This is a genomic window from Erwinia sp. AK-PDG3-5 (assembly GCF_056821705.1).
In genome coordinates, this window is the sequence record NZ_CM165967.1 from 307090 (window position 1) to 330904 (window position 23815).

Here is a 23815-nt window from a genome sequence, read left to right on the forward strand (position 1 = left end):
CGTTTTGTGACTCTGGTATCAGCGGCCCCTTATCACTACAATCAGCGTTTTTTCAGCAGCCCCGGAGCGAGTCGTGGAAAAGTTTGACGTTATCATTATTGGCGCCGGTGCGGCTGGTTTGTTTTGTGCCGCGCAGGCGGGACAACGCGGCAAGCGGGTGCTGCTGCTGGATAACGGCAAAAAGGCCGGCCGTAAGATCCTGATGTCCGGCGGCGGCCGCTGCAACTTCACCAACCTGTTTATCGAACCGGCGGCCTACCTGTCGCAAAACCCCCATTTCTGCAAATCGGCGCTGGCGCGGTATACCCAGTGGGATTTTATCGATCTGATCAACCGCCACGGCATTGCCTGGCATGAGAAGACGCTGGGGCAGCTGTTTTGTGATGAGTCAGCGCAACAGGTTGTCGACCTGCTGCTGAAAGAGTGCGAAGCGGGGAAGGTCACGGTGCGGCTGAGAAGCGAAGTGCTGAGCGTTTCCCGCGACGAGACGTACCGGCTTCAGCTGAATGGCGATACGGTGCAGGCGGATAAGCTGGTGATTGCCACCGGCGGGCTGTCGATGCCGGGATTGGGCGCGTCGCCGTTTGGCTACAAGATTGCGGAGCAGTTCGGCCTGAAAGTGTTTCCGACCCGTGCCGGGCTGGTGCCGTTCACCTTGCATAAGCCGCTGCTGGAACAGCTGCAGACGCTGTCCGGCGTGGCGGTGCCTGCGACCGTCACCGCCGAAGACGGCACGGTGTTTAAAGAGGCGTTGCTGTTTACCCACCGGGGATTATCAGGACCGGCAGTGTTACAGCTCTCCAGCTACTGGTTGCCGGGTGAGTTCGTCACCATCAACCTGTCACCGGAACGCGAGCTCGGCGCCTTTATTAATGAAGAGCGCGACGCCCATCCGAATCAAAGCCTGAAAAACACTTTGGCAAAAGTGCTGCCGCGCCGGCTGGTCGACAGCCTGCAGCTGCTCGGCCACGTGCCGGAATGCACTTTAAAGCAGCTTAACAACCGCCAGCAGGCTGAGCTGGTCGCGCTGCTGCACAACTGGCGCATTCAGCCTAACGGCACTGAGGGTTACCGCACCGCCGAAGTGACCCTTGGCGGCGTCGATACCAGCGTGCTGTCGTCGAAAACCATGGAAGCACGGGATGTGCCTGGCCTGTACTTTATCGGTGAGGTGGTGGATGTTTCGGGCTGGCTGGGCGGCTATAACTTCCAGTGGGCGTGGGCATCGGCCTGGGCGTGTGCGCAGGCGCTGTGATCGTCACTCAGCCGCGCTTCGCAAGCGCTGGCAATGAGGCGACGATAGCACCGTTCTGCAACGGCCGTTAAGGCCGTTGGGAATTCTGCTTCAGCGGGAACAGGCGGGTGTTGATGATGGCAATGTTCACCTCGCACGGCACGCCGTCGTCGAGAAACACGGTTTCATTGATCTGAATAACCGCATCGTTTTCCGTCAGCTTTAATAACGCGATCATCTCCGGATCGGTTAAATTTAACGCCGTCAGGTTTTGATCCCTGAGCTGGACTTTCTTCCCGGTAAGCTCCTCGATATAAGAATATTTCGAGATTTCCAGCTTGCTGAATTCCATGCTGCTAAACAGGTTTACCGGCAGGTGAATATGTTCCAGCGCCACCGGAATATCATCGAAGCACATCAAACGTAAAATCTTATAGACCTGATCGCTGTTCTTAATGCGCAGCGCCTGCGCCATATCTGCTGACGGCACCTTCATGATGCTGACCGAAATGATTTTTCTGACGCCTTTGTGACCATGCTTTTGCGCCTGATAATCAAACGGTGACAGCGCGTGAAATCGCCCCGACTGGTTACTTATCCCGATAGACCCAACAAAAAGCCCGGATCCTTTCACCCGGTAAATCCGCTGTTGCTCTATCAGAATGCGCGTTGCTTCGCGCACCGTCGCGCGGGTAATGCCAATGTTTTTGGCAATTGAAATTTCGGTATCCAGCTTCTCTCCGGGTAGAAGGCCATCGTCCTTAATTTTGTTGAGGATGTAATCAACAACCTCTCGCTGTTTTTCTGTAATGCCATCAACCATCGATTTTCTTCCCGTGAGAGTGAAAGACAGATTTCCCCAGTCCGGCCGCGATTTGCCTGACTTTCCGTGCTGAATATCACTTTGGTTACATGGATATGTGATCAACTTAACGAATTTACACTGAGGGTCAGCCTGTCCAGCTGGTTTTAAACTTTACATGTTGTATCTGTACACGTCCACGTACATTATTGAGATGACTAGACACCTGAAACATGTATAGACGGGATCGCCTTACAGAGGCCATGGCTTTTGGGTCAATGCACTATCTGCCGTGCTTATTATTTTAACTGTCTGTAATAAATCAATTTTATTGATTTATTTTGAAATCATTTTTCCTGCTGGTTTGGCCGTTTTTAAGTCAGATTTGTGGATAGGAAACGGGCAGGAAAAAATGAGGCTAAACATTATCTGACTGTACAACTCAATCAGATCGCTCATGTAAACAGCAGGATGAAGATTATGCCACACCTGGGAAATTGGTTAGATAATAATAAAATTCAATACGTTGAAAGCGTTGCTGACTGGAAGGACGCGCTGCTGATCGCCGGGCGTCCGCTGCTCAGTGAAGGGATCATTTCACAAGATTACATTGATGCCATCATTCAGCAAAAAGAGCAGATCGGACCCTATTTTGTTATCGCGCCGCGGATTGCCATGCCCCATGCGCGTCCTGAGCAGGGCGCATTAAAACTGGGGTTGTCGATTGTACTGTTGGGCAATGCGGTGAACTTTGATTCTGAAGAGAACGATCCGGTCAGCGCGATATTCATGTTTGCCGCACCGGACAGCAACAGCCACATCGAAATGATTTCCCAACTGGCGGAAGTTCTTTCCGATGAAGACACCATGGAACTGCTCTTCAATGCGGGCAGCAAAGAAGCCCTGATGACGATTTTAGTAGGCGGCGGGTCTGCCCGTTAACACTCTCCTTTTGACTAACAGATATTGAGGTTTGATATGAAAATTATGGCGGTGTGTGGTTCAGGTTTGGGCAGTAGCTTCATGATGGAAATGAACATCAAAAAAGTGCTGAAAACTCTCGGAATTGAAGCGGAAGTGGAACACTCCGATCTCGGCTCGGTAACGCCTGATGTGGCCGATGTGTTTGTTATGGCGAAAGACATTGCCTACAGCGCCAATCTTCCGGAACAAAAGGTCATTATCATAAATAACATTATTGACCTGAAGGAAATTGAGCAAAAAGTACGCGAGTATTTCGGCAAATAATAACGCTCATAACCAGATAAACACCTTACCCTCGAGGTTAAAATGTTTACGCAAAACCTTTTGCAGTTCGTCGTCGACGTGCTGAAAGTGCCCTCCATCCTGGTTGGACTGGTGGCATTATTCGGCCTTGTTGCACAGAAGAAGCCGCTGCCTGATGTGATTAAGGGCACGGTAAAAACCATTCTGGGCTTCCTGGTGCTGGCGGGCGGAGCGACGGTATTGGTCGGCTCACTGACGCCACTGGGCGACATTTTCAAACAGGCGTTTGATGTACAGGGCATCATTCCCAATAACGAAGCGATGGTCTCCATTGCACTGGCGAAATATGGTGCCCCTACCACCATGATTATGGCCTTCGGCATGGTGGCGAATATCGTGGTCGCCCGGTTCACCCGTCTGAAATATATCTATCTGTCCGGCCATGTCACCTTCTATATGGCCTGTATGATCGCGATTATTTTATCGGTGGCGGGTTTTGAAGGCATCCAGCTTATTTATACCGGTTCGCTGGCGTTGGGTATTCTGATGGCGACCTTCCCGGCCATTGCTCAGCCTTATATGCGTAAGATCATCGGCGGTGACCACGTCGCGCTGGCGCATACCGGTACCATTGGCTATGTGTTATCGGGTTGGATTGGCTCGCTGGTCGGTAAAGGTTCCAAATCTACCGAAGAAATGAACATGCCAAAAAACCTCAGTTTTTTGCGTGACAGCACCATTTCTATCTCGCTGACGATGATGATCATTTACCTAATCCTGTCGGTTTCCGCCGGTAAAGCGTATGTGGAAACGAACTTCAGTAACGGTCAGAACTACCTGGTGTACTCCTTTATTCAGGCCATTACCTTTGCCGCCGGTGTCTTCATCATTCTGCAGGGTGTGCGTCTGATTCTGGCCGAAATCGTTCCTGCCTTTACGGGCTTCTCCGAAAAGCTGGTGCCGAATGCCCGTCCTGCGCTGGATTGCCCAATTGTCTTCCCGTATGCGCCTAATGCGGTGCTGGTCGGCTTTATTTCCAGCTTCATCGGTGGCCTGATGGGGTTGTTTATCCTCGGTCAGCTGCACTGGGTGCTGATTCTGCCGGGTGTGGTGCCTCACTTCTTCTGTGGCGCGACGGCGGGCGTGTTCGGTAATGCCACCGGCGGCAAGCGCGGGGCGATCTGCGGTGCCTTTGCGCACGGCATACTGATCACCTTCCTGCCGGTGGCGTTGCTGCCGGTTCTGGGACAGATTGGCCTGACCAACACCACCTTCTCGGATACCGATTTCGGCGTGGTGGGGATCCTGCTGGGCAACATGGCTCACTTTATGGATAAAGGGACCATCACCATGATCATCACCGGCATTTTCGGCCTGTTAGTGATTTATAACTTCGCCGCGCCGAAAAAAGTCGTGGTGGAAGAGAACGCAGGTTAAGCCCAACGGCTCACCGCAACCGGTCAGGCAAGCGAAGGTGCCTCCGGTTGCGGTTTCCTTATCGCGGTTCGGGATCGGCAGAATGGGAGGATCTCAACTTGTTAAAAAATCATCAAAAAAATTAACGCTTGCTTAATGAGTCGTGCTGCGCGTAGTATGCGTCATCGGTTTGGAACACAGACCTTATGTAAGCAGTTTTAGTAAAGCAGTCCTCAGTTTAAGTGTTATCCCTAGATACCCTTCCTCATGAGCCTCCTCCTAAGTGCGCCCATAAGTAATTATCTGAAACTCAGGCCAAGTTCGCCGCGTTGAGTGGCTCAAAAAATTAAAGGAAATATCTATGTCTAACAAAATGACTGGTTTAGTAAAATGGTTCAACTCTGACAAAGGCTTCGGCTTCATTTCTCCAGAAGACGGCAGCAAAGATGTATTCGTACATTTCTCTGCAATCCAGAGCAACGATTTCAAAACTTTAGATGAAGGCCAGAAAGTAGAGTTCACTATCGAGAACGGTGCTAAAGGTCCATCAGCTGGCAACGTAGTTGCTCTGTAATTGCTGATACTTCGCTAACACTTGCGACAGCGATGACGGCATTAGCCCGAGCAGCCAGGTACCCGCGATAAAAAAACCCGCCTTGTGCGGGTTTTTTGTTTTCAGCGTTCAGTAAAAGCCACTCCCCGGGAACGGCCGCCATCAAGGCGCGCGGTTATCCGGCGGAGTGGCTTTTTTTATGGGCGTGATTCGGTAACAGCGCTCAGCGGCAGGGGCCGGTCCTGAAATCAAATACCGCCGTTTGCTGGTACAGGAACAGTTTGTAGACGCAGTCCTGTGACAGATAGGTGGCCGTCGCGGTTTTCATCTCCGGCAGGGTTGGCGTTAACCGCAGGGCGATATTTTCCCGCAGAGCCAGCACCTGATATTCCCAGGGCGCTGACTCCATCAGCATCGGCAGGCGAATAGCCTTGATCAGCGGGAAGTTACGCAGGCTGATGATGATATCGGGTGAATCGGCCGGCTGGCCGATAAACGCAATATTCTTCACGTCCTGGGGGGGGATATGCGACAGGTCGATCTTCATTCGCTGCAGCAGATTTGCGGTGTAGCGCTGATCGTTGGCGACGGTGTTAAAGGCCGAGACCATCAACACCAGGCAGTAAAACAGCGGCAGCAGCGTCAAAGCCTGTACCCAACGTCGTATCGCCGGAAAGGCCAGAATATTGACGCAGAAGCAAAACAGGCTGAAGCAACTCCAGGCAATCAGCACGCGAGGACTGATTACCGGTTCGCTCAGCAGCAATGAAAGCCCCGGAATGGCGGCGATCGCCAGAAACGGCAGCAGAACGATCGCCAGGCCGTTGACCATTTTCCGCCTGGCGGAGCCAGCCTCTCTTGCCGTCCTGACCAGTAACCTCAGCAACCCCAGAGCGGCTAACAGCAGCGGAACTGCAATCAGCAGCACCTTATTACCCGGAAACGCGCTCAGCACCATCGCGGTGAAGCTGTCGACGTTCTGCAACAAGGTGGCAATGGCAGCGGATCCGGGCGGAATCATTTTACTGTGCGCCAGGCTGTAAGGGTCGGTCACCAGCCAGGCGACGATAATGACCTTATACAGCACGGCGGCGATCAGACCGGCCGCCATTTTTTCGCCGATATACGGCCAGATCGCCTCACGGTTAACCCACAGCCTGAAGGTGATAATGGCGCAACAGCCGAGATACACATTCAATCCGGTCTGGTACGTAGTCAGTACCAACAGCATCAGCCCCGCCGTCAGCAGGATATTAAGAGTCCGACTGAATCGGAACGGCAGACTGGCTAGCATCGCCATGGCCAGCGACAGCATCATGGTCAGCGAGTCATAGCTATAGAGCAGTGACTGCGCGAGAAAAGGGTTGAGCATCATAAACTGGGCGGGCAACAGCTGCCAGTAACCGCGTAGCGGTAGCGCCAGTTTTTCTGCGTATATCACGCTGGCGGCGGCGAGGATCGCCAGGCCCATCAGCAAAGGCAGCGGCGAGATATCGTTGACGCTGGTATTAAAGCGCAGCGCAACGTTAATCAGCCAGGTTAACGGGCGGCCGTTGGAGATCCACAGATTGGCCTGGCCATTAACAATGCGGAAGAAGTCATCCCGGTAATACACTTTTTCGCTCCACAGCGGCAGCGTCATCAGCAGGCCAGTCAGGAAGGTGTAAAGGATCTGCCGGTGACGGCTGATTACTGAGGTGGCAGACTCACCATTGCGCATGTTATTCCAGATTAAGGCGTGCGTTGAAGAGCCACTAAACAGCCGTGGAGTGCTTCAGTTTAACCAGGAATGTCGGTGGCGGAAGTCCGTATTAACGGGGGATATGAGAGGGCGTTTGCAATTTTGAGTAACAGCGTGCGGCAGAGTTCAGGCTCTGCCGCATAAAGCCTTTAAATCACCGCAGAGAGCAGCCAGACCAGCACAAAGCCGGTGACGCCCATCGCGGTGGTCAGCACGGTCCAGGTTTTCAAGCCGTCCGCCACTGACAAGCCGAGGTAACGGGTGACCACCCAGAAACCGGCGTCGTTTACGTGGGACAGGCCCAGTCCGCCAAAGCAGGCTGACAGCGTAACCAGCACCAGCTGCATATCGCTCAGGCCGGTGACGGCCTGGGTCAACAGTCCGCTGGTGGTCAGGATCGCCACGGTTGCCGACCCCTGCGATGCCCGCAGCGCCAGCGACAGAATAAAGGCGGCGGGGATCAGCGGCAGATGGATGGTTTCCAGCGACAGCGCCAGCGCTTTACCCACGCCGGACTCGACCAGCACTTTACCAAAAGCACCGCCCGCGCCGGCGACGAGGATCACTCCCGCCGAGCTTGGGATGGCGCGATCCAGCAGTTCACCCAGCTTCTCTTTGCTGATGCCACGACGCAGCGCCAGCAGCCAGGCCGACAGCGACAGCGCAATCAGCAGCGCAATCGCCGGCGTACCGATTAATGTCAGCAGCTGGCGGATAACGTTGCCTTCTGGCAGCGCCGTGTGCGCCAGCGTGCCCACCACAATCAACACGATAGGCACCACAATCAGTGAAGCAATCAGCGTTGCGCCCGGCGGTTGCGTCCCGGTTTTTCCCGGCGTGCTTTCAGGTTTAGCCAGCTGCAGCTGCTCCAGCACCGCCAGCGACAGATGATACTGACGGCGGTTCATCGCTTTCGCCACAAAGTAACCCACCACGCCAACCGGGATCGACACCGCGATGCCCAGCAGCATCAGCCAGCCCACGTCGGTGCCCAACAGGCCCGCCGCCGCTGCCGCACCGGGGTGCGTCGGTAACGCCACGTGCACGGTCAGCATCACGCCCGCCATCGGCAGGCCATATTTGATTGGTGAGACCTTCGCGACCTTGGTGAAGCCGTAAATCAGCGGGATAACAATAATAAAGCCGACTTCAAAGAACACCGGGATGCCGAGAATAAAGGCGGCCATGGTCAGCGCGGCGACGGTGCGTTTAATGCCCAGCGCGTGGGTGAAGCGCTGCGCCAGCGACTCCGCGCCGCCGGAAGATTCAATAATCGCCCCGAGCATCGCCCCCAGCACGATAATGATGGTAATCGACCCCAGCAGGCCGCCCATCCCGGCAACGATCACCTTCATAATGTTGTCCGCCGGGATGCCGGTGGCGATCGCCACTAACAGACTGACCACTAACAGGGCGACGAACGGGTGGATTTTCAGTTTGATCACCATCAGCAGCAAAATCAGCACGCTGGCGACGGCGATAGTTAATAACAGGGCGGTGGACATTATTTCAGCCTCGTAGGATTTTATAATTTTATCATGCTTTTCAACATGGTATGGGTAGGTCATCCCTGGCTCTGGCCTGATTCAGGCAACAGAAAGCCAACGCTGCGCTAAAGGCGCGCAGCGTTTACTCGGTCAGTCGTTAACTATTTATAGGCGTCGAACCAGCCCAACCCGTCGGTGGTGCTGGCGCGGGGGAAGTACTCGCAACCGATCCAGCCCTGATAGCCGCTGCGATCGATTAAATCGAAGATCCACGGGTAGTTGATTTCGCCTTCGTCCGGTTCATGGCGATCCGGTGCGGAGGCAATCTGGATGTGTTGATACTGGCCGCTAAAGGCGGTGATCAGATGGCTCAGGTTGCCGTCGACCAGCTGGGCATGGAACAGATCGAGTTGGGTAAACACGCCCGGCCGATCAATGCGTTTGACCATCTCCAGCGTCTGGTACTGGCTGGAATAGAGATAGCCTGGCTTGGTTTTCGGGTTTAACGCTTCCAGCAAAATGCGGATGCCGTGCGGCGCGAAACGGTCGGCGGCGTAACGCAGGTTGCTGATAAAGGTCTGGCAGTAAGCTTCACGATCCGCGCCTTCCGGCACGGTGGAGGCCATGATATGCACCTGCGGGCAACCGAGTGCCAGCGCGTATTCCAGCGCCATATCGATATCGCGACGGGCGGCTTCTTCACGGCCGGGAATGGCACAGACGCCCCATTCGCCGGCGGCCACATCGCCAGGCCCGGTGTTAAACAACACCAGCGCCAGATCGTTACGTTCCAGCGCCTGCTTTAATTCGCTGGCGGCATAGTCGTAAGGGAACAGAAACTCCACGCCACGGAATCCCGCTGCCGCTGCCGCGTCAAAACGCGCCATAAACGGCAGTTCGGTAAACATGGTTGAGAGGTTGGCAGCAAACTTAGGCATGTTTAGCTCCGTAATTCAGCCACTTCGTCATCCTTCAGATAACGAATCGGGCGGTCGCCCAGGGTGAAGATCAGGCGGGCGGTCTCTTCCAGCTCTTCGGTGTTGTCCGCCGCTTCACGCAGGGTTTTGCCTACCACCACCGGGCCATGATTGGCCAGCAGGAAAGCTTTGTAATGTGGTGCCAGCTTCGCCAGGTCTTCACCCAGCCGCGCATCGCCCGGACGGTAATAGGGCACCACCGGCACATCGCCGACGCGCATCACCACATACGGGGTAAACGGGCGGATGCAGTTGTGCGGATCCAGGCCTTCCAGGCAAGAAAGGGCGGTCAGATACAGGCAGTGCAGATGGACGATTGCGCCGCAGGCCGGGTTGTTCAGATAGATGGCGCGGTGGAAGCTGACCTCTTTCGAGGGCTTATCCCCGCCAATCCATTCCCCTTCCAGCGTCACTTTCGACAGCCGGTCGGCGACCAGCTCACCGAGGCAGGAGCCGGTGGGTGTGGCCAGCAGCGTGCCGTCTTCGAGCAGCATCGAGAGGTTGCCCGCCGAACCGGTGGCATAACCGCGCTGGAAGAAGGACGCGCCCAGCCGGACCATCTCTTCCCGTGCTTGTTGTTCAGTCATAGCGAGAACTCCTGTTGAGCGCGTGCGAAGAAGTTTTCATCGCCAAAGTTGCCGGATTTCAACGCCAGCGAGATCGGCTGGGAAACGGCTTTGACCCACGGCACGCCGGGCGAAATCACCGGGCCGATATGGAACGCATCGATATTCAGCGTCTGCGCGACCACGCCGGAGGTTTCACCACCGGCGACGATAAAGCGCTGCCAGCCACGCTGTTGCAGTTCTCGCACCACTGCGGCAAACAGCTGCTCGACCGCTTCACTGCTTTCTTCGGCCCCATACTGTTGCTGAATACGCTTAAGGGTTTCCGGTTCAGAGGTGGCGAACAGCAGCGGTGCCAGGCTTTCGCCGCTGTGCTGCGCGACCCAGTCACAGAGCTCGATCGCATAGGCGTCACGCTGTGCCAGCGCGCGTTCCACGTCGACCGCCAGAGACGCCGCCTGATCGCGGTAACGCGCCACCTGACGATTGGTCATGGTAGAGCATGAGCCGGACAGTACCACCGCGCGTTCCCCCTGCGGCGTGCCGGCGGCCTGCGCCTGCGCGCTGTTATGGGCGCTGCTTGCCCACTGACGGGCCAGACCGATCGCCAGGCCGGAACCGCCGGTCACCAGCGTCATTTCCCGCAGCGCTTCGCCCTGGGTCAACAGATGCTGTTCGTTCAGCGCATCCAGCACCACATAACGCACGCCCTGTTGTTTCAGTTCAGCCAGCGCATGACGCACGGCGTCGGCACCCCGATCCAGCGTCTGGCTGTTGATCAGTCCGGCTTTGCCTTCACTCTGGGCTTCCATCAGACGCAGCAGGTTGCTGTCGGTCATCGGCGTCACCGGATGGTGGCGCATACCGGAATCCGACAGCAGCTGATCCATCACAAACAGATGTCCCTGATACACCGTGCGGCCATTGACCGGCAGTGACGGGGAGATGATGGTCTGGGTTTCGCCCAGCGCGGCCAGCAGCGCGTCGGTAACCGGACCGATGTTGCCTTTGACGGTGCTGTCGAAGGTCGAGCAGTATTTAAAGTAGAAGCGCTCGCAGCCCTGTTGCTGTAGCCATGCCAGCGCCTGCAACGAGTCGGCAACCGCCTTCTCCGCTGCGCAGGAGCGGGATTTCAGGCTGACAACAATCGCCTCAGCCTCCAATGCCAGCGGCTCGGCCGGCACGCCATTTACCTGTACCGTCGCCATGCCGTTCTGCACCAGGAAGCTGGCGATATCGGTGGCACCGGTAAAGTCATCTGCTATCACGCCCAGGCGCATTATTGCGGCTCCTTTTTCGCTGGCAGGGTAATGCCACTGAAGATTTTGATCACCGCGCTGTCGTCTTCACGGCCATAGCCGGCGTTGCTGGCGGAGGTGAACATAGTAAAGGCGGTGGAGGCCAGCGGCAGCGGGAAGTGCAGCGCTTTGGCGGTGTCGGCCACCAGACCCAAATCTTTGACAAAGATATCCACCGCCGATTTTGGCGAGTAATCACCGTCCACCACGTGACGCATACGGTTCTCAAACATCCACGAGTTCCCCGCTGCGTTGGTGACCACGTCATACATGGTATCCAGCGGAATACCGGCGCGCGCCGCCAGCGCCATCGCTTCGGCACCGGCGGCAATATGCACGCCTGCCAGCAGCTGGTGGATGATTTTCACCGTCGAGCCGAGACCGATTTCGCTACCAATGCGGTAGACCTTGCCTGCCACGGCATCCAGCACCGGTTGCAGCAGCGCAAAGGCCTTATCGCTGCCGGAGGCCATTACCGTCATCTCGCCCAGCGCCGCTTTCGCCGCACCGCCAGAGACCGGCGCATCCAGCATAATCAGCTGATGCTCCGCCAGACGCTGTTCAATCAGCAGCGCATCCTGCGAAGAGATGGTGGAGGACACCATTACCGCGGTCCCGGGCTTCAGATGGGCCGCCAGGCCGTTATCACCAAACAGGATCTGGTTCACCTGCTGCGCATTGACCACCAACAACAGCACCGCATCTAACTGTTCGGCAAAGCCATCCGCACGGGTTTCGGCCGCTTTGGCTCCGCTGCTCAGCAGCGTTTGCAGCGCGGCGGGATTCAGGTCAACACCGTAGGTGTTCAGGCCGGCTTTGATACAGGATTGCGCCGCGCCCATGCCCATAGACCCGAGGCCAACGACACAGACCGACATTGATGATGCGTTAGGCATACGCTCTCCGTGTTAATTTAGGTGATTATTTGTTTTGTTGTGTGAAGTATAGGCGCTTTTATCGCCAGACTTGGTGACCTGTATCACATTAATTAACAGTAATTAACCTGTATTTCACAAGGTTTAACATGCCTGTGAATCGCGTTATAAAGTATTAAATCCTTTATTATCAGTGGCATGTGTCTTTGTGTCTGCTGATCAAAACCTGAGCAGTTCCCCGAGTGCGTGATAAAATGATAAAAATTGGGGTGCAGACCGCGCCTCAGCTCCATTACACTTGTCCCGCAGATAACCCGCTCACAAGGAGAGACCATGATCCCGGTCGAAAGACATCAACAAATTTTAGCGCTGGTGCAGGAAAAGGGCGTGGTGAGCATTGCTGAACTGACCGATCGGCTGGCGGTGTCGCATATGACCATCCGACGGGATCTGCAGAAGCTGGAAGAGCAGGGCGCGGTCATGCTGGTGTCGGGCGGCGTGCGATCGACCGAGCGACTGGCCAGCGAGCCGTCACATCTGGATAAAACCAGTATGTTCAGCCAGGAGAAGCAGGCGATTGGCGAAGCGGCGGCCCGGCATATTCCCCGTAACAGCTGCATCTATCTGGATGCCGGCACCACCACGCTGGCGCTGGCCCGCGAGCTGGGTATGCGGGACGATTTAACCATCGTCACCAATGACTTTGTGATTGCCAACTTCTTTATCGACAACAGCCAGTGCCGGATGATCCACACCGGCGGCACGCTCTGTCGCGATAACCGCTCCTGCGTCGGCGATGCGGCGGCGCTGGCGTTGCAGGGACTGTCGATTGATATCGCCTTTATCTCCGCGTCCTGCTGGGGAATGCGCGGGATCTTCACCCCCGATGCGGAGAAGATCACCGTAAAGCGTGCGGTAAGTGAAGTGAGCCGCAAACGGGTGCTGCTGGCTGACAGCTCAAAATACAACAAGATCGCCACCTTCCTCGCGCTGCCGCTGGCCCGCTTTGACGCGATTATTACCGATCCCTATCTGCCGGACTCCGCCCGCCAGGAAATGGCGGCGCTGGAAATCGAGATCACGCTGGCCAGTTAACGGCGTGTCGCACGATGTAGAAAGGGCCTTCTGGCCCTTTTTTTATTTACTAAAAGGCGCAGGCTATTAGTGAGATTGATAATGACAATGAAAGTTATTATCATTCGCGCACAAAAACACTAACAACATCGCAATCACTTTATGAAAACGCCACGTTTCTCCTTTTCCACCTTCACGCGCCTCCATGGAAAACCGCATTTAGTTCTGTTTGTCAGCCTGCTGGGCAGCGGCTCCGCGCTGGCGGCAGAGAGCACCCTGACCGTCAATGCCGATCCGGCGACGGCGGTGGGCAGCTACAGCCAGGATACCGCGACCATTGGCGGCACCACCGCCACACCGCGTAACGACACCCCGCAGTCGGTCAGCGTGGTGACGTCGCAGGTGATCAAAGATTACCAGGTCAAAACCGTTAACGACGCGATGAAGTTTGTCAGCGGCGTCACCCAGGGCAATACGCTCGGGGGTATTGAAGATGGCTTCGTTAAGCGTGGCTTTGGCGCCAACTCTGACGGATCGATTTTCCTCGATGGCATCCGCAGCAATCAGGGCCTGTCGATGGATTCAACCATCGATCGTGTGGAAGTGCTGAAAGGCTCGGCTTCCCTGATGTACGGCATTCTCAATCCTGGCGGCGTGATCAATCTGGTCAGCAAAAAGCCGCAGTATGAGTGGAATACCCATATCAGCGGCGAATCCAGCAGCTTCGGCGGCGGTGCCGGTACGGTGGACATCACCGGTCCGCTCGGCAATGGTTTTGCCTTCCGGTTGATTGCCGAACGCCAGCGCGAAGATTACTGGCGCAACTTCGGCGTGAACCAGCATACGCTGATTGCCCCTTCCCTGAGTTGGTTTGGCGAGAAAGCCTCGTTCAATATCAGCTACATGGAAAATAAATACGATATCCCGTATGACCGTGGCACCGCCTTTATCAACAAAAAACCGGTCGATATTCCGTATAACGAACGGCTGGACGACAGCGCCAACCATGCTTACGGCAAAAATAAGCGGCTGAACGTCAATTACGGCTATAACCTTGATGACACCTGGGCGACCCACGTTAATTATGGCTGGATGCAGCGCCGCTATGACAGCAACGAAGTCAGGGCCACCGCTATCGACACCACCACCGGGATTGTCTCGCGCCGCGCGGACGCCAACCGTGGCTTTAACCATCAGACCACCTATCTGTCATGGGATATCGGCGGCAGCCCGGAGATCTGGGGCTTGCAGCACGATCTGATGCTCGGCGTGGACTACGAGCAGGACGAAACCTATAAGGCCTATTCCTATCGCGGCAAAGTTTCCAAAACCTTCAATATGTACGACCCGGTTTATGGTGAAGAACCGGTGGTCAGCAGCAGCACCGTCAGCGACACGATCAGCAACCTGCGAACCAACCTCTACAGCCGGTCAGTGTTTGCCAAAGACAGCATTCACCTGACCGATAAGTGGATCGCGGTGTTGGGCGGCCGTTTCCAGCGTTACACCCAGACCGCCAGCAGCGGCTGGACCAATCCCGCTACCACGCTGAACGATCGGGGCGACAGCTTCCTGCCACAGGCGGGGCTGGTGTATAAAGTCCTGCCGGATCTGTCGCTTTACGGCAGCTACAGCCAGTCCTTTACCCCGTCGACGCAAACCGATGACGACGGCAACGTCGCCTCGACTGAAAAAGGCACCACCTATGAAGTCGGTGCCAAGTGGCAGGTGGTGCCGGCGGTTTCTGCCACGCTGGCGCTGTACCGCATTGATGAAAAAGACATGTCGGTATTTATCAACGGCGTGACCCGTAACATTCCGAAAGCCCGCTCAACCGGCGCTGAAGTTGAAATCAACGGCGAAGTGGCAAAGGACTGGAACCTGACGGCGACCTACAGCTATGACAAAACCGAGATCGTTGAGGACAACCTTAACCCGGATAACGTCGGCAACCGTCTGGTCAACGCGCCAACCAATATGGGCAGCCTGTATCTGAGCCACACCCTGCGCTTCTCCTGGCTGCCGGGCGAACTGCGTATTGGCGGCGGCGGACGCTACGTCGGCAGCCGTGCTGGCGATCCTGAAAACAGCTTCACCATGCCGGACTACACCGTGGCGGATGCCTTTATCGCCTGGGACAGCCAGCTGGTGGGGAAACATACGCAGCTGAAGCTGAATATGAACAACCTGTTTGATAAGGAATATTACCAGTCCAGTGGCGGTAATCTGCGGGTGAGTGAAGGCGAGCCGCGCGTAATGTATCTGCAAGCGTCTGTCGATTTCTGATAGCAAACAGAACAGGAAAAGCGATGAACAGGACATTGATCAGCCTGCTGCTGATGCTGGTCAGCAGCGTGGCGTCGGCGAAAACCATCACCGACATTCTGCAACGCAAGGTAGAGGTGCCGGATAACCCGCAGCGGATCGTGGTGGGGGAAAGCCGGATGATTTACACCCTGGCGCTGGTGGAAGAGGGCAACCCGGCGAAACGGGTGGTGGGCTGGCCGGGCGATCTGCAAAAGCTGGATCGTCAGAGCTGGGATCGTTACGTTGACGCATTCCCGCAGATCAAGACCATCCCGCTGGTCGGCAAGTCGAATTATACCCAGATCAGCGTGGAGAAGGTGATCGCCCTGCAGCCCGATCTGGTGATCCTGCCGGTGTATGCCAAACAGGAAAGCAATCATAACAGCTTCCAGATGCAGCTTACTGCGGCGGGCATTCCGGTAATCTATATCGATACCCGTGTCGACCTGCTGAAAAACACCGTGCCGAGCCTGAAAATTCTGGGCGAAGCGCTGAATGATCAGGCGAAAGCGCAGCGCTTTATTGATTTCTATCAGCAGCATATGAATCTGATCCGCGATCGGCTGGCAACCGCCAATCCGGCAAAACCGAGCGTGCTGTTGCAGCTGCATATCGGCCGCAGAGAGGAATGTTGCACCACGGTAAGCCACGGCAATCTGGCCGATTTACTGGCGTTTGCCGGCGGCAATAATATTGCGACGGGTCGGTTTGGCGGCGTGTTTGGCCAGCTGAGTCCGGAAGCAATCATTGCCGCCAACCCGGAGGTTTACCTGGCCACCGGCTCGGGCGGCCCGCAGCAAACGGAGCAGCTTCAGCTTGGCCCGCAGGTCAATGCGGCGGCGGCTCAGCAGAGCTTCAGCAAGGCGCTGGCGAATGAGTCGGTCATCTCCCAACTGCCGGCCATCCGCAATGGCCGGGCGCTGGCGGTGTGGCATAACTTCTATATGAGTCCGTGGCATCTGCTGGATGTGGAGATCTTCGCGAAGGCGCTACATCCCCAGCTGTTTGCCGATCTCGACCCGCGTAAAACGCTGGATGAGATGAATCAGCAGTTCCTGCCGTTAGCCGAAAAGGGCACCTACTGGACCACGGCTGACCCGGCTGCAAACGGGCACTAAAAACGTCAGGCCATAAAAAAAGGCCCGCGAATTTCGCGGGCCTTTTGCTGCTATAAGTCCAGACCAACGTTATTCGTTGATATTGGGATGCTGATTAATCAGATGCTTACGTTTCTCTTCCAGCTCGGCAATCTGCTCACTGATATCGTCGATTTTGGTTTCGATATTATCGTGATGCTCCTGCAACAGCTCTTTCGCTTCATGAATATCGGAAGCCGCCGGGGTCGCGCCACGCAGTGGCATATTGGCGGTTTCTTTCATCATGATACCGGTGACCAGGCCCACAACCGCCACCACCATCAGGTAGTAAGCCGGCATGTAGAGGTTCGCGGTATATTCAACCAGCCAGGCGGCCAGCGTTGGCGTCAGACCTGCCACCAGAATCGAGATATTAAAGGCACTGGCTAAGGCGCTGTAACGGATGTGCGTCGGGAACATCGCTGGCAGCGATGAGGCCATCACGCCGGTGAAGCAGTTCAGTATCACCGCCAGGATCAGCAGACCGGCAAAGATCAGCCCGGTGACGTTACTGTTGATCAGCATGAAGCAAGGAATGGCCATAATCATCAGCGCGATACTGCCGATAATCACGAACGGACGACGACCAAACTTATCGCTCATCAGGCCCATGATCGGCTGAATAAACAGCATACCAATCATGATAGCGATGATGATTAACACGCCGTGATCTTCGGAATAGTGAAGATTGTGTGACAGGTAGCTCGGCATATACGTCAACAGCATGTAGTAGGTGACGTTAGTCGAGAGCACCAGACCGATACAGGCCAGCAGGCTTTTCCAGTGCTTGGTGGCAATCTCTTTGAACGACACTTTTGGCCCTTCGGCCAGACCTTCACGATCGCCTTTTTCCAGCTTGTCCACGTGCTGCTGGAACGCCGGCGTTTCTTCCAGCGCGTTACGCAGGTAGATACCGATCAGTCCTAACGGCAGCGCCACGAAGAACGGAATACGCCAGCCCCACTCAAGGAACTTAGCATCACCGACCACGGTGGAGATCAGGACGACCAGACCCGCACCGGTGACGAAGCCGACGATGGAACCGAAGTCCAGCCAGCTACCCATAAAGCCGCGTTTACGGTCCGGGGAGTATTCCGCCACGAAGATCGACGCGCCGGTATATTCGCCGCCGACCGAGAAGCCCTGCGCCATTTTACACAGCAGCAGCAGGATCGGTGCCCAGATGCCAATCGTGGCGTAAGAGGGTATCAGGCCGATACAGAAGGTACTGACCGACATGATCACAATGGTAATCGAGAGGATTTTCTGGCGACCGTATTTGTCACCGAGTCTGCCGAAGAAAAGACCACCTAAAGGACGAATAAGGAAAGGAACGGAGAAGGTTGCCAGAGCGGCAATCATCTGCAAACCCGGATCGGCACCCGGGAAAAACACCTGGCCTAAGGCGAAGGCCACAAAGCCGTAAACCCCAAAGTCAAACCACTCCATAGCGTTACCCAGCGACGCTGCGGTAATGGCTTTGCGTAACCTGGCATCATCAATGATCGTTACGTCTTTTAAGCCAATCGGCTTAACACGCTTCCTACGTAGCTTCATATAAAACACCCTGTAATTGTCTGTTTCCCAATTAGATTCTTGCCCCTTTCTGCTCGTGCGCAAGACCTGGCACCGGGCGAAACGGGTCAAATAGTGCAGGGCCAGAAGCCCCACTGACAGCGATTTGTGGTGGGTAATGGCGCCCATCAACAGATAACTGTCTGCTTTCAGTATATCGTTTCTTACGCGGCTAACATAATTTCTGTCTGAAATTAGCTACAGCGATGCAACAGACCGAATCTGATTCAGACAAGGAATTTAACAAAGCCAGGACCAGCCGCCGACGGGGCTGCTTCACGGCAAAACGGCCATTGGCAGGTATTTATTCTGATGAGCAGAATAATAGAAGAGAACAAAACCGTTAATTGCTGATAATTCATTGGCTGAATTAAGTGAAAATAGTTAATGAAATTCAAAAAAGTTATTTGTTGCGTGAGAACAGACTATGGGTAATACTTCCTGCCGCATTTTTGCGGAGTCAGCAATGTATAATAAAAATAGCAACACCTTTGAAAATTATTATCTTAATATGCACGAAAGCATTGATAATAATTTATGTCTCTGGCGTCATTATCACGCCGTTAACCTTTTTGATAATCAGGTCATTTCGCCGCAAAATGCGTGGCTGAACTGTGGTGAAAGTGTCGACAAGGTATTGCAGCAGGTGCATTTACAGAGCAAAAGTGTGGCGCAGCAGGCTGGGTTGCTAAACCGTTACGGACTGTTGTCAAAGCAGATGCAGGGAATGGTGGAACGCTTTCAGGCGCTGGGTGTAAAACTGGGCGAGCAAAGTGTTAATTCCCGCCGCGAGGAAATTTATCAGGAGTATCAGCAGCTGGCCGATCATATTATGCCGACGCTGGAACGCATTAATCAGCGGGTAGAAGCACGCCGTGAAGCGGTAGGGATTAAAGCCGAAACAAAAATAACCCCGCCGCTGGCTGACGAAACGGTCAACGTGGCATTACGCGCCGCACTTAAACGTCGCAGTTAACTTTTTACCTTTTGTTCTTCCATCCACGCCATTAACGCACTGCCGCTCATCGGCCGGGCATACAGATAGCCCTGGATAAAGATTACCCCACGCTTTTTCAGATACTCCAGCTGTAGCGGTGTTTCCACCCCTTCCGCCACGATGCTCAGCTTCAGCTTATGGCTCAACATGATAATCGCATCCAGCACCGGCGCTTCGCCCTCAACCGATTCAATGGCATTCACGAAGCCACGGTCAATTTTCAGGTAGTCCAGCGGGAAGGTTTGCAGGTAAGAGAGCGAGCAGTGGCCGGTGCCGAAGTCATCAATGGCGATCTTGATCCCCTCCAGGCGAAGCTGCTGCAATTTGCTGATCACATCGTCGCCGTCGGAAATCAGGCTGCGCTCGGTCAGCTCAAGGGTAATATTCGGTTGATGGTGGGCTATTTTGGCGGCAAATGCACGAATGTCCGCCATAAAATCCGCATGCTGAATATGCTCACCGGCGATATTCAATCCAATATGGAAGTTCGGCGGGACCTGCCAGTCGCGCATATCGTCGGCGATATTCTGTAATAAATTCTGCGTTAACGGGACAATCATCCCTTCTTCTTCAGCAGCCTGAATAAACAAGTCCGGCCTGGCCCAATGGCCATTAGGTAATTTCCAGCGCATTAGCGCTTCCGCACCGGACACTTTTCCTGTCTCGACGTTATACACCGGCTGATAACTCACCGAAAATTCCCGACGCTGGATAGCCCGCTTAAGCTGGTCGCGGATCGACACCTTTCGCTTCAACAAGTTATTGGTCACCATCATTAATAACAGCGAGAAAATAACCGCCATCGGAATAAAGGTCATCATGCCGTGGCGCCAGGTCAATGCCAGGTCACGCGCAGGAGAGGTGACGGTGGCGACAATCGGATAGCGCTGAGAGCTTTCAGTCAGGGTATGCGAACTGAGCAGGGAAGCGGTGGCTTCCGGGAGAACGCCGCTGGCGATACGGTAACCGCCACCAAACTGCAGGGCGATGGCGTAGTCATGGCTTTTACCCACCGCATCCATAAAGTCGAGCAGATACTGGCCATCCACCACCGCATAACTGCTGAACCTGCTTGCCGTGTCGAGCATATAGATCACAGCCGGGCGATCTTTGACCGAAAAGGTGCCTGCCAGCGAATACATCCACCAGGCTTTACGCGATTCCGGAGGGGAAGCCTGCAACATGGTTTTAAGGTCACCCTTTAAACCGGCATAAATCGATGAACAGGTGACTTCGCCATGCTGCATAACGCCTATCGAGCGAAAATAGGGGTACTGCGAAGCATATTGTTGCAGCTGCTCATTGATATCGTCGCAGGATTTGCCGTCAAACATGCGCAAATAGCCGACCATATTCCACGCCTGATCGCTAATTGATTCGGCCTGAGTTAACAGCATCGAGGCGGTGACGGCCTGCTGACGATGCACAATTTGTTGGGCGTCAATAAAGGTAAACAGCAGGCAGAGGATCAGGGGCGCCAGACCGGCAATACTCAGAAAAAGGCCCTTCTTTTCCGGGTTGGTCTTAAAAATAGAGTCCACGTCGTACCTCTGTAACCCAACAAATCGTTGCGTAAAAAAAAGTTCCGGCCTGCCGCGAATGGCGGAATGGCTGACGAAAAGCCAGATAGTCTGCCAGCATCATAAGCGCAGAGACCCGGCTTTAGTCAATATTCTGCAAATTATTGCCAGATTGATCGTTTCCCCGCCGTTTTTCTCCTGTGTCAGGATGCCCTCGCGGTCTGGCCGCGTAACCCGGACAACAACAGGAGCGAAAATGACTGATGCGGTGGTACTAAAAAGTGCAGCGCCTTTACGGGGCAGGATCACGGACGAGGAGTGGCAGGCGAGGGTCAAACTGGCGCACTGTTATCAGCTGGCGGCGAAACTGCGCTGGACCGACCATATCTATACCCATTTCTCGCTGCGCGTGCCGGGGGAAAAGCCTCACTTCCTGATCAACGCCTACGGACAAACCTTCGATGAGATCACCCCGGAAACGCTGGTCAAGATCGATCTGGATGGCGAGATCATCGACGATCCGACCGGTCTGGGCATTAATCCGGCCGGCTACGTGATCCACAGCGCCATCCACCGCGCGCGCCCGGAAACCCATGCCGTGTTGCATACCCATACCGCCGCCGGGATTGGCGTGGCGGCGCAGAAAAAGGGTCTGCTGATGATTTCCCAACACAGCATGCGTTTCTTCCAACGTCTGGCGTATCACGACTACGAAGGGATAGCGCTGGATCTGGACGAGCAGCAGCGCATCGTCGCCGATCTGGGCGATCTCAACGCGCTGATCTTGCGCAATCACGGCCTGCTGACCTGTGGCAACAACCTGGAAGAAGCCTTCTATAACCTCTATTACCTTGAACGCGCCTGCGTGGCCCAGCTGGCTGCCCAGACCGGCGGCAGCGAGTTGACCATCGTGCCGGACGACGTGGCGGAGAAAGCCGCGCAGGTGTTTGATAACGGCATTAAAAACAAAAAATATCTCCTGCACTGGGATGCGTATATCCGTCAGCTGCAACGCAACGCACTTTAATAAGGGATCGCCATGAAATATTTAGCGGCCGTGCTGCTGCTTTGCACCACTTATGCCGCCAGCGCGGCCAGTGACCTTTCAGGCGTGACGCTGGTGCTGGGCGATCAGGCGCGTAATCTGCGTTCGCTGGTGGACGCCTCTGGCGTGATGAAAGACGCGCCATATCAGTATCGCTGGGCCAATTTCCAGGGCGCGGCGCCGTTGTTCGAAGCGCAACGCGCCGGGGCGGTGGATACCTCTTATGCGGGGGATTTGCCGGTACTGATGGCGGCTTCGGGCGGGGTGGAATTAAAGATTATTGCGACTAACGTCGGCGATCCCGGTTCGAATGGGCTGGTTCTTCCGGCCGATTCACCGATCCACAGCGTCAAGGATCTGGCTGGCAAACCGGTGGTGGTCTCCTCCGCCCGGGGCAGCATTTCCCAGCACTTGCTGTATCAGGCGCTGGAAGAGGCGGGCGTAAAGCGTGATGCGGTGCCGGTCCGTTTTGTGCTGCCAACCGATGCCAGCGCCGCGTTCAACTCCGGGCAGATTGCCGCCTGGGCGACCTTCGATCCCTATCTCGGCATCGCCGAACAGCACGGGGCGCGCCTGCTGCGCGACGGCAAAGGGCTGACCACCGCGCTGTCATTTGTTACCGCCACCGGGAGTTCGTTAAAGGATCCGCAAAAAAGGCTGGCGATAGCCGACTTTGCCCGCCGCCTGGCGAAAGCGCGGGAATGGGCGCTGCAGCATCCTGATGAATATAATCAGGTTTACTCTTCTCTGACCCGACTGTCGCCGGAAGACGCGAAGGCGATTACCGTCAGGATTTCTCACGGCATTCGCCCGGTCTCGGCGGAGGATATTGCGAAAGTGCAGAAGGTCTCCGATCTGTTCTCCTCGCTGGCGATCCTGCCGGCGAAAGTGGACGTCCAGTCGATCACCGACACCAGCGTGTTCGCGGCGCAGTAGGTTCCGTTACAGCCGCACCACCTGGCCACTGTTCATCGACGCCAGCGCTGCGTCCGCCAGGCGCAGCGCCTGCAAACCGTCTTCGCCGCCAGGGGAGATGGCTTGGCCACTCTTCAGGTGCGCAATCAGGCTGGCGAACTCCAGACGATAGGCATCGGCATAGCGTTGCAGGAAGAAATACATCGGTTTCTGCGCCACCACGCCGCCAATGTCGGATTTTACCAGGCTGCTTTCCGGCAGGTTATTCACCGCCAGCATCCCCTCGCTGCCGTGCACTTCAATGCGCTGATCGTAACCGTAGCTGGCGCGGCGGCTGTTGGTGATCACCGCCATTTTGCCGCTGGCACAGGTCAGGGTGACGACGGCGGTATCAATATCGCCCAGCGCCTTAATGGCGGGATCGACCAGCGAACAGGCGCTGGCATAGACGCTGACCGGCTCTTCCTGCAGCAGCCAGCGCGCCATATCAAAATCGTGGATGGTCATGTCGCGGAACAGGCCGCCAGAGGTTTTCAGGTATTCCGCCGGTGGCGCACCGGGATCGCGCGAGATAATGGTGACGATCTCGGTATTGCCAATCTCGCCGGCGGCCAGGCTTTGCTGAAGCTGCGCCATGCTCGGGTCGAAGCGGCGGTTAAAGCCGACCATCAGGGTCACGCCACATTCTTTGACCGTGGCCAGGCAGCGCTCGACGCGCTCTAAACTCAGGTCCACCGGCTTTTCACAGAAGATGGCCTTGCCCGCTTTGGCTGAGGCCTCAATCAGATCGGCATGGGTAATGGTGGCACTGCAGATGGCGACCAGGTTGATGCTGCTGTCATCCAGCGCCTGTTCGGCGGTAACCACTGTCGCCCCGTATTTTTCTGCCAGTGCCTGGGCGGCAGGAGGATACACGTCGATCACATACTGTAAGTGACAATCTGGGTGCGCCGCGATATTGGCCGCGTGGATTTGACCGATACGACCGGCACCGAACAGGGCAACGTTATACATACACTGATTCCTTAGTCTAGGGAGAGAAATAGCTGGTGCATGAGTGATCGTTTTTG

General features: G+C 55.5%; 21 protein-coding genes. 11 read left to right on the forward strand and 10 right to left on the reverse strand.

What is annotated here, in order from left to right:
- Positions 1-73: 73 nt before the first annotated feature.
- Positions 74-1255 (forward strand): BaiN/RdsA family NAD(P)/FAD-dependent oxidoreductase, encoded by a 1182-nt coding sequence (locus tag AC1UKS_RS01345; RefSeq protein ID WP_482435443.1) that lies wholly within the window; start codon positions 74-76, stop codon positions 1253-1255.
- A gap of 67 nt (positions 1256-1322) precedes the next feature.
- On the opposite strand, the gene AC1UKS_RS01350 is transcribed toward AC1UKS_RS01345, so the two are convergent.
- The gene (locus AC1UKS_RS01350) at positions 1323-2057 is read right to left on the reverse strand and encodes a GntR family transcriptional regulator (protein WP_265909239.1); all 735 of its coding nucleotides are present in this window, start codon (positions 2055-2057) and stop codon (positions 1323-1325) included.
- 459 nt (positions 2058-2516) lie between these two features.
- Here AC1UKS_RS01350 and AC1UKS_RS01355 point away from each other — a divergent pair, with 459 nt between their 5' ends.
- From AC1UKS_RS01355 to cspE, 4 genes are all read left to right on the forward strand, one after another.
- Positions 2517-2978: a PTS sugar transporter subunit IIA gene (locus AC1UKS_RS01355; protein WP_265909240.1), complete on the forward strand. Its 462-nt coding sequence runs from the start codon at positions 2517-2519 to the stop codon at positions 2976-2978.
- A gap of 36 nt (positions 2979-3014) precedes the next feature.
- The gene (locus tag AC1UKS_RS01360) at positions 3015-3284 is read left to right on the forward strand and encodes a PTS sugar transporter subunit IIB (protein WP_013204304.1); all 270 of its coding nucleotides are present in this window, start codon (positions 3015-3017) and stop codon (positions 3282-3284) included.
- A gap of 42 nt (positions 3285-3326) precedes the next feature.
- A complete protein-coding gene (locus tag AC1UKS_RS01365; protein ID WP_482435444.1) occupies positions 3327-4700 on the forward strand; it encodes a PTS ascorbate transporter subunit IIC in 1374 nt (457 codons plus the stop codon).
- A gap of 340 nt (positions 4701-5040) precedes the next feature.
- Positions 5041-5253, forward strand: a complete 213-nt coding sequence (cspE, locus tag AC1UKS_RS01370; protein ID WP_013204302.1) for a transcription antiterminator/RNA stability regulator CspE — start codon at positions 5041-5043, stop codon at positions 5251-5253.
- Positions 5254-5455: 202 nt separating this feature from the next.
- Here cspE and AC1UKS_RS01375 read toward each other — a convergent pair whose 3' ends face one another.
- The 6 genes from AC1UKS_RS01375 to ltnD all read right to left on the reverse strand — a co-directional run bounded on the left by AC1UKS_RS01375 (position 5456) and on the right by ltnD (position 12197).
- The gene (locus AC1UKS_RS01375; RefSeq protein WP_482435445.1) at positions 5456-6952 is read right to left on the reverse strand and encodes a glucosyltransferase domain-containing protein; all 1497 of its coding nucleotides are present in this window, start codon (positions 6950-6952) and stop codon (positions 5456-5458) included.
- A gap of 170 nt (positions 6953-7122) precedes the next feature.
- Positions 7123-8478: a GntP family transporter gene (locus AC1UKS_RS01380; protein ID WP_482435446.1), complete on the reverse strand. Its 1356-nt coding sequence runs from the start codon at positions 8476-8478 to the stop codon at positions 7123-7125.
- Positions 8479-8621: 143 nt separating this feature from the next.
- A complete protein-coding gene (locus tag AC1UKS_RS01385; RefSeq protein WP_265909244.1) occupies positions 8622-9398 on the reverse strand; it encodes an HPr family phosphocarrier protein in 777 nt (258 codons plus the stop codon).
- A gap of 2 nt (positions 9399-9400) precedes the next feature.
- Entirely contained in the window at positions 9401-10024 is a 624-nt protein-coding gene (gene otnC / locus AC1UKS_RS01390; RefSeq protein ID WP_482435447.1) for a 3-oxo-tetronate 4-phosphate decarboxylase, read from the reverse strand.
- Complete coding sequence (otnK, locus tag AC1UKS_RS01395; protein WP_482435449.1) at positions 10021-11283, reverse strand: 3-oxo-tetronate kinase; 1263 nt, start codon at positions 11281-11283, stop codon at positions 10021-10023. Before otnK ends, otnC begins: the two co-directional genes overlap by 4 nt.
- Positions 11283-12197, reverse strand: a complete 915-nt coding sequence (gene ltnD, locus AC1UKS_RS01400; protein ID WP_482435450.1) for an L-threonate dehydrogenase — start codon at positions 12195-12197, stop codon at positions 11283-11285. Before ltnD ends, otnK begins: the two co-directional genes overlap by 1 nt.
- Before the next feature lie 312 nt (positions 12198-12509).
- On the opposite strand from ltnD, the gene ygbI reads away from it, so the two are divergent.
- The 3 genes from ygbI to AC1UKS_RS01415 all read left to right on the forward strand — a co-directional run bounded on the left by ygbI (position 12510) and on the right by AC1UKS_RS01415 (position 16675).
- Entirely contained in the window at positions 12510-13271 is a 762-nt protein-coding gene (gene ygbI / locus AC1UKS_RS01405) for a DNA-binding transcriptional repressor YgbI (protein WP_105760395.1), read from the forward strand.
- A gap of 141 nt (positions 13272-13412) precedes the next feature.
- Positions 13413-15536: a TonB-dependent siderophore receptor gene (locus AC1UKS_RS01410; RefSeq protein WP_482435451.1), complete on the forward strand. Its 2124-nt coding sequence runs from the start codon at positions 13413-13415 to the stop codon at positions 15534-15536.
- 23 nt (positions 15537-15559) lie between these two features.
- Positions 15560-16675 (forward strand): ABC transporter substrate-binding protein, encoded by a 1116-nt coding sequence (locus tag AC1UKS_RS01415; RefSeq protein ID WP_482435452.1) that lies wholly within the window; start codon positions 15560-15562, stop codon positions 16673-16675.
- Between the two features lie 69 nt (positions 16676-16744).
- Here the strand turns inward: AC1UKS_RS01415 and proP are convergent, their stop codons facing one another.
- Positions 16745-18250 carry a glycine betaine/L-proline transporter ProP gene (gene proP / locus AC1UKS_RS01420; RefSeq protein ID WP_053141435.1) on the reverse strand — a complete coding sequence of 502 codons (1506 nt, stop codon included), beginning with the start codon at positions 18248-18250 and terminating at the stop codon, positions 16745-16747.
- A 484-nt stretch (positions 18251-18734) separates the two neighbouring features.
- On the opposite strand from proP, the gene AC1UKS_RS01425 reads away from it, so the two are divergent.
- Complete coding sequence (locus AC1UKS_RS01425) at positions 18735-19244, forward strand: hypothetical protein (RefSeq protein ID WP_482435453.1); 510 nt, start codon at positions 18735-18737, stop codon at positions 19242-19244.
- On the opposite strand, the gene AC1UKS_RS01430 is transcribed toward AC1UKS_RS01425, so the two are convergent.
- On the reverse strand, positions 19241-20806 hold the full coding sequence (locus AC1UKS_RS01430; RefSeq protein ID WP_482435454.1) for an EAL domain-containing protein: 1566 nt from the start codon (positions 20804-20806) through the stop codon (positions 19241-19243). The genes AC1UKS_RS01425 and AC1UKS_RS01430 overlap by 4 nt on opposite strands.
- A gap of 235 nt (positions 20807-21041) precedes the next feature.
- On the opposite strand from AC1UKS_RS01430, the gene AC1UKS_RS01435 reads away from it, so the two are divergent.
- The gene (locus AC1UKS_RS01435) at positions 21042-21812 is read left to right on the forward strand and encodes a class II aldolase/adducin family protein (protein ID WP_265909251.1); all 771 of its coding nucleotides are present in this window, start codon (positions 21042-21044) and stop codon (positions 21810-21812) included.
- A 12-nt stretch (positions 21813-21824) separates the two neighbouring features.
- The gene (locus AC1UKS_RS01440; protein WP_482435455.1) at positions 21825-22766 is read left to right on the forward strand and encodes an ABC transporter substrate-binding protein; all 942 of its coding nucleotides are present in this window, start codon (positions 21825-21827) and stop codon (positions 22764-22766) included.
- 6 nt (positions 22767-22772) lie between these two features.
- On the opposite strand, the gene iolG is transcribed toward AC1UKS_RS01440, so the two are convergent.
- Positions 22773-23759, reverse strand: coding sequence for an inositol 2-dehydrogenase (gene iolG, locus AC1UKS_RS01445; protein ID WP_482435457.1), 987 nt, complete (start codon positions 23757-23759; stop codon positions 22773-22775).
- Between the last annotated feature and the right edge of the window lie 56 nt (positions 23760-23815).

What these genes read in the sequence shown, in the direction of transcription:
- AC1UKS_RS01360 (WP_013204304.1), top strand. Translation starts at nt 3,015, where the DNA reads ATGAAAATTATGGCGGTGTGTGGTTCAGGTTTGGGCAGTAGCTTCATG.
- AC1UKS_RS01380 (WP_482435446.1), bottom strand. Translation starts at nt 8,478, where the DNA reads ATGTCCACCGCCCTGTTATTAACTATCGCCGTCGCCAGCGTGCTGATT.
- proP (WP_053141435.1), bottom strand. Translation starts at nt 18,250, where the DNA reads ATGAAGCTACGTAGGAAGCGTGTTAAGCCGATTGGCTTAAAAGACGTA.
- otnK (WP_482435449.1), bottom strand. Translation starts at nt 11,283, where the DNA reads ATGCGCCTGGGCGTGATAGCAGATGACTTTACCGGTGCCACCGATATC.
- AC1UKS_RS01415 (WP_482435452.1), top strand. Translation starts at nt 15,560, where the DNA reads ATGAACAGGACATTGATCAGCCTGCTGCTGATGCTGGTCAGCAGCGTG.
- AC1UKS_RS01375 (WP_482435445.1), bottom strand. Translation starts at nt 6,952, where the DNA reads ATGCGCAATGGTGAGTCTGCCACCTCAGTAATCAGCCGTCACCGGCAG.
- AC1UKS_RS01350 (WP_265909239.1), bottom strand. Translation starts at nt 2,057, where the DNA reads ATGGTTGATGGCATTACAGAAAAACAGCGAGAGGTTGTTGATTACATC.
- ygbI (WP_105760395.1), top strand. Translation starts at nt 12,510, where the DNA reads ATGATCCCGGTCGAAAGACATCAACAAATTTTAGCGCTGGTGCAGGAA.
- AC1UKS_RS01425 (WP_482435453.1), top strand. Translation starts at nt 18,735, where the DNA reads ATGTATAATAAAAATAGCAACACCTTTGAAAATTATTATCTTAATATG.
- AC1UKS_RS01410 (WP_482435451.1), top strand. Translation starts at nt 13,413, where the DNA reads ATGAAAACGCCACGTTTCTCCTTTTCCACCTTCACGCGCCTCCATGGA.
- AC1UKS_RS01385 (WP_265909244.1), bottom strand. Translation starts at nt 9,398, where the DNA reads ATGCCTAAGTTTGCTGCCAACCTCTCAACCATGTTTACCGAACTGCCG.
- cspE (WP_013204302.1), top strand. Translation starts at nt 5,041, where the DNA reads ATGTCTAACAAAATGACTGGTTTAGTAAAATGGTTCAACTCTGACAAA.
- AC1UKS_RS01440 (WP_482435455.1), top strand. Translation starts at nt 21,825, where the DNA reads ATGAAATATTTAGCGGCCGTGCTGCTGCTTTGCACCACTTATGCCGCC.
- iolG (WP_482435457.1), bottom strand. Translation starts at nt 23,759, where the DNA reads ATGTATAACGTTGCCCTGTTCGGTGCCGGTCGTATCGGTCAAATCCAC.
- AC1UKS_RS01435 (WP_265909251.1), top strand. Translation starts at nt 21,042, where the DNA reads ATGACTGATGCGGTGGTACTAAAAAGTGCAGCGCCTTTACGGGGCAGG.
- AC1UKS_RS01355 (WP_265909240.1), top strand. Translation starts at nt 2,517, where the DNA reads ATGCCACACCTGGGAAATTGGTTAGATAATAATAAAATTCAATACGTT.
- AC1UKS_RS01365 (WP_482435444.1), top strand. Translation starts at nt 3,327, where the DNA reads ATGTTTACGCAAAACCTTTTGCAGTTCGTCGTCGACGTGCTGAAAGTG.
- otnC (WP_482435447.1), bottom strand. Translation starts at nt 10,024, where the DNA reads ATGACTGAACAACAAGCACGGGAAGAGATGGTCCGGCTGGGCGCGTCC.
- ltnD (WP_482435450.1), bottom strand. Translation starts at nt 12,197, where the DNA reads ATGCCTAACGCATCATCAATGTCGGTCTGTGTCGTTGGCCTCGGGTCT.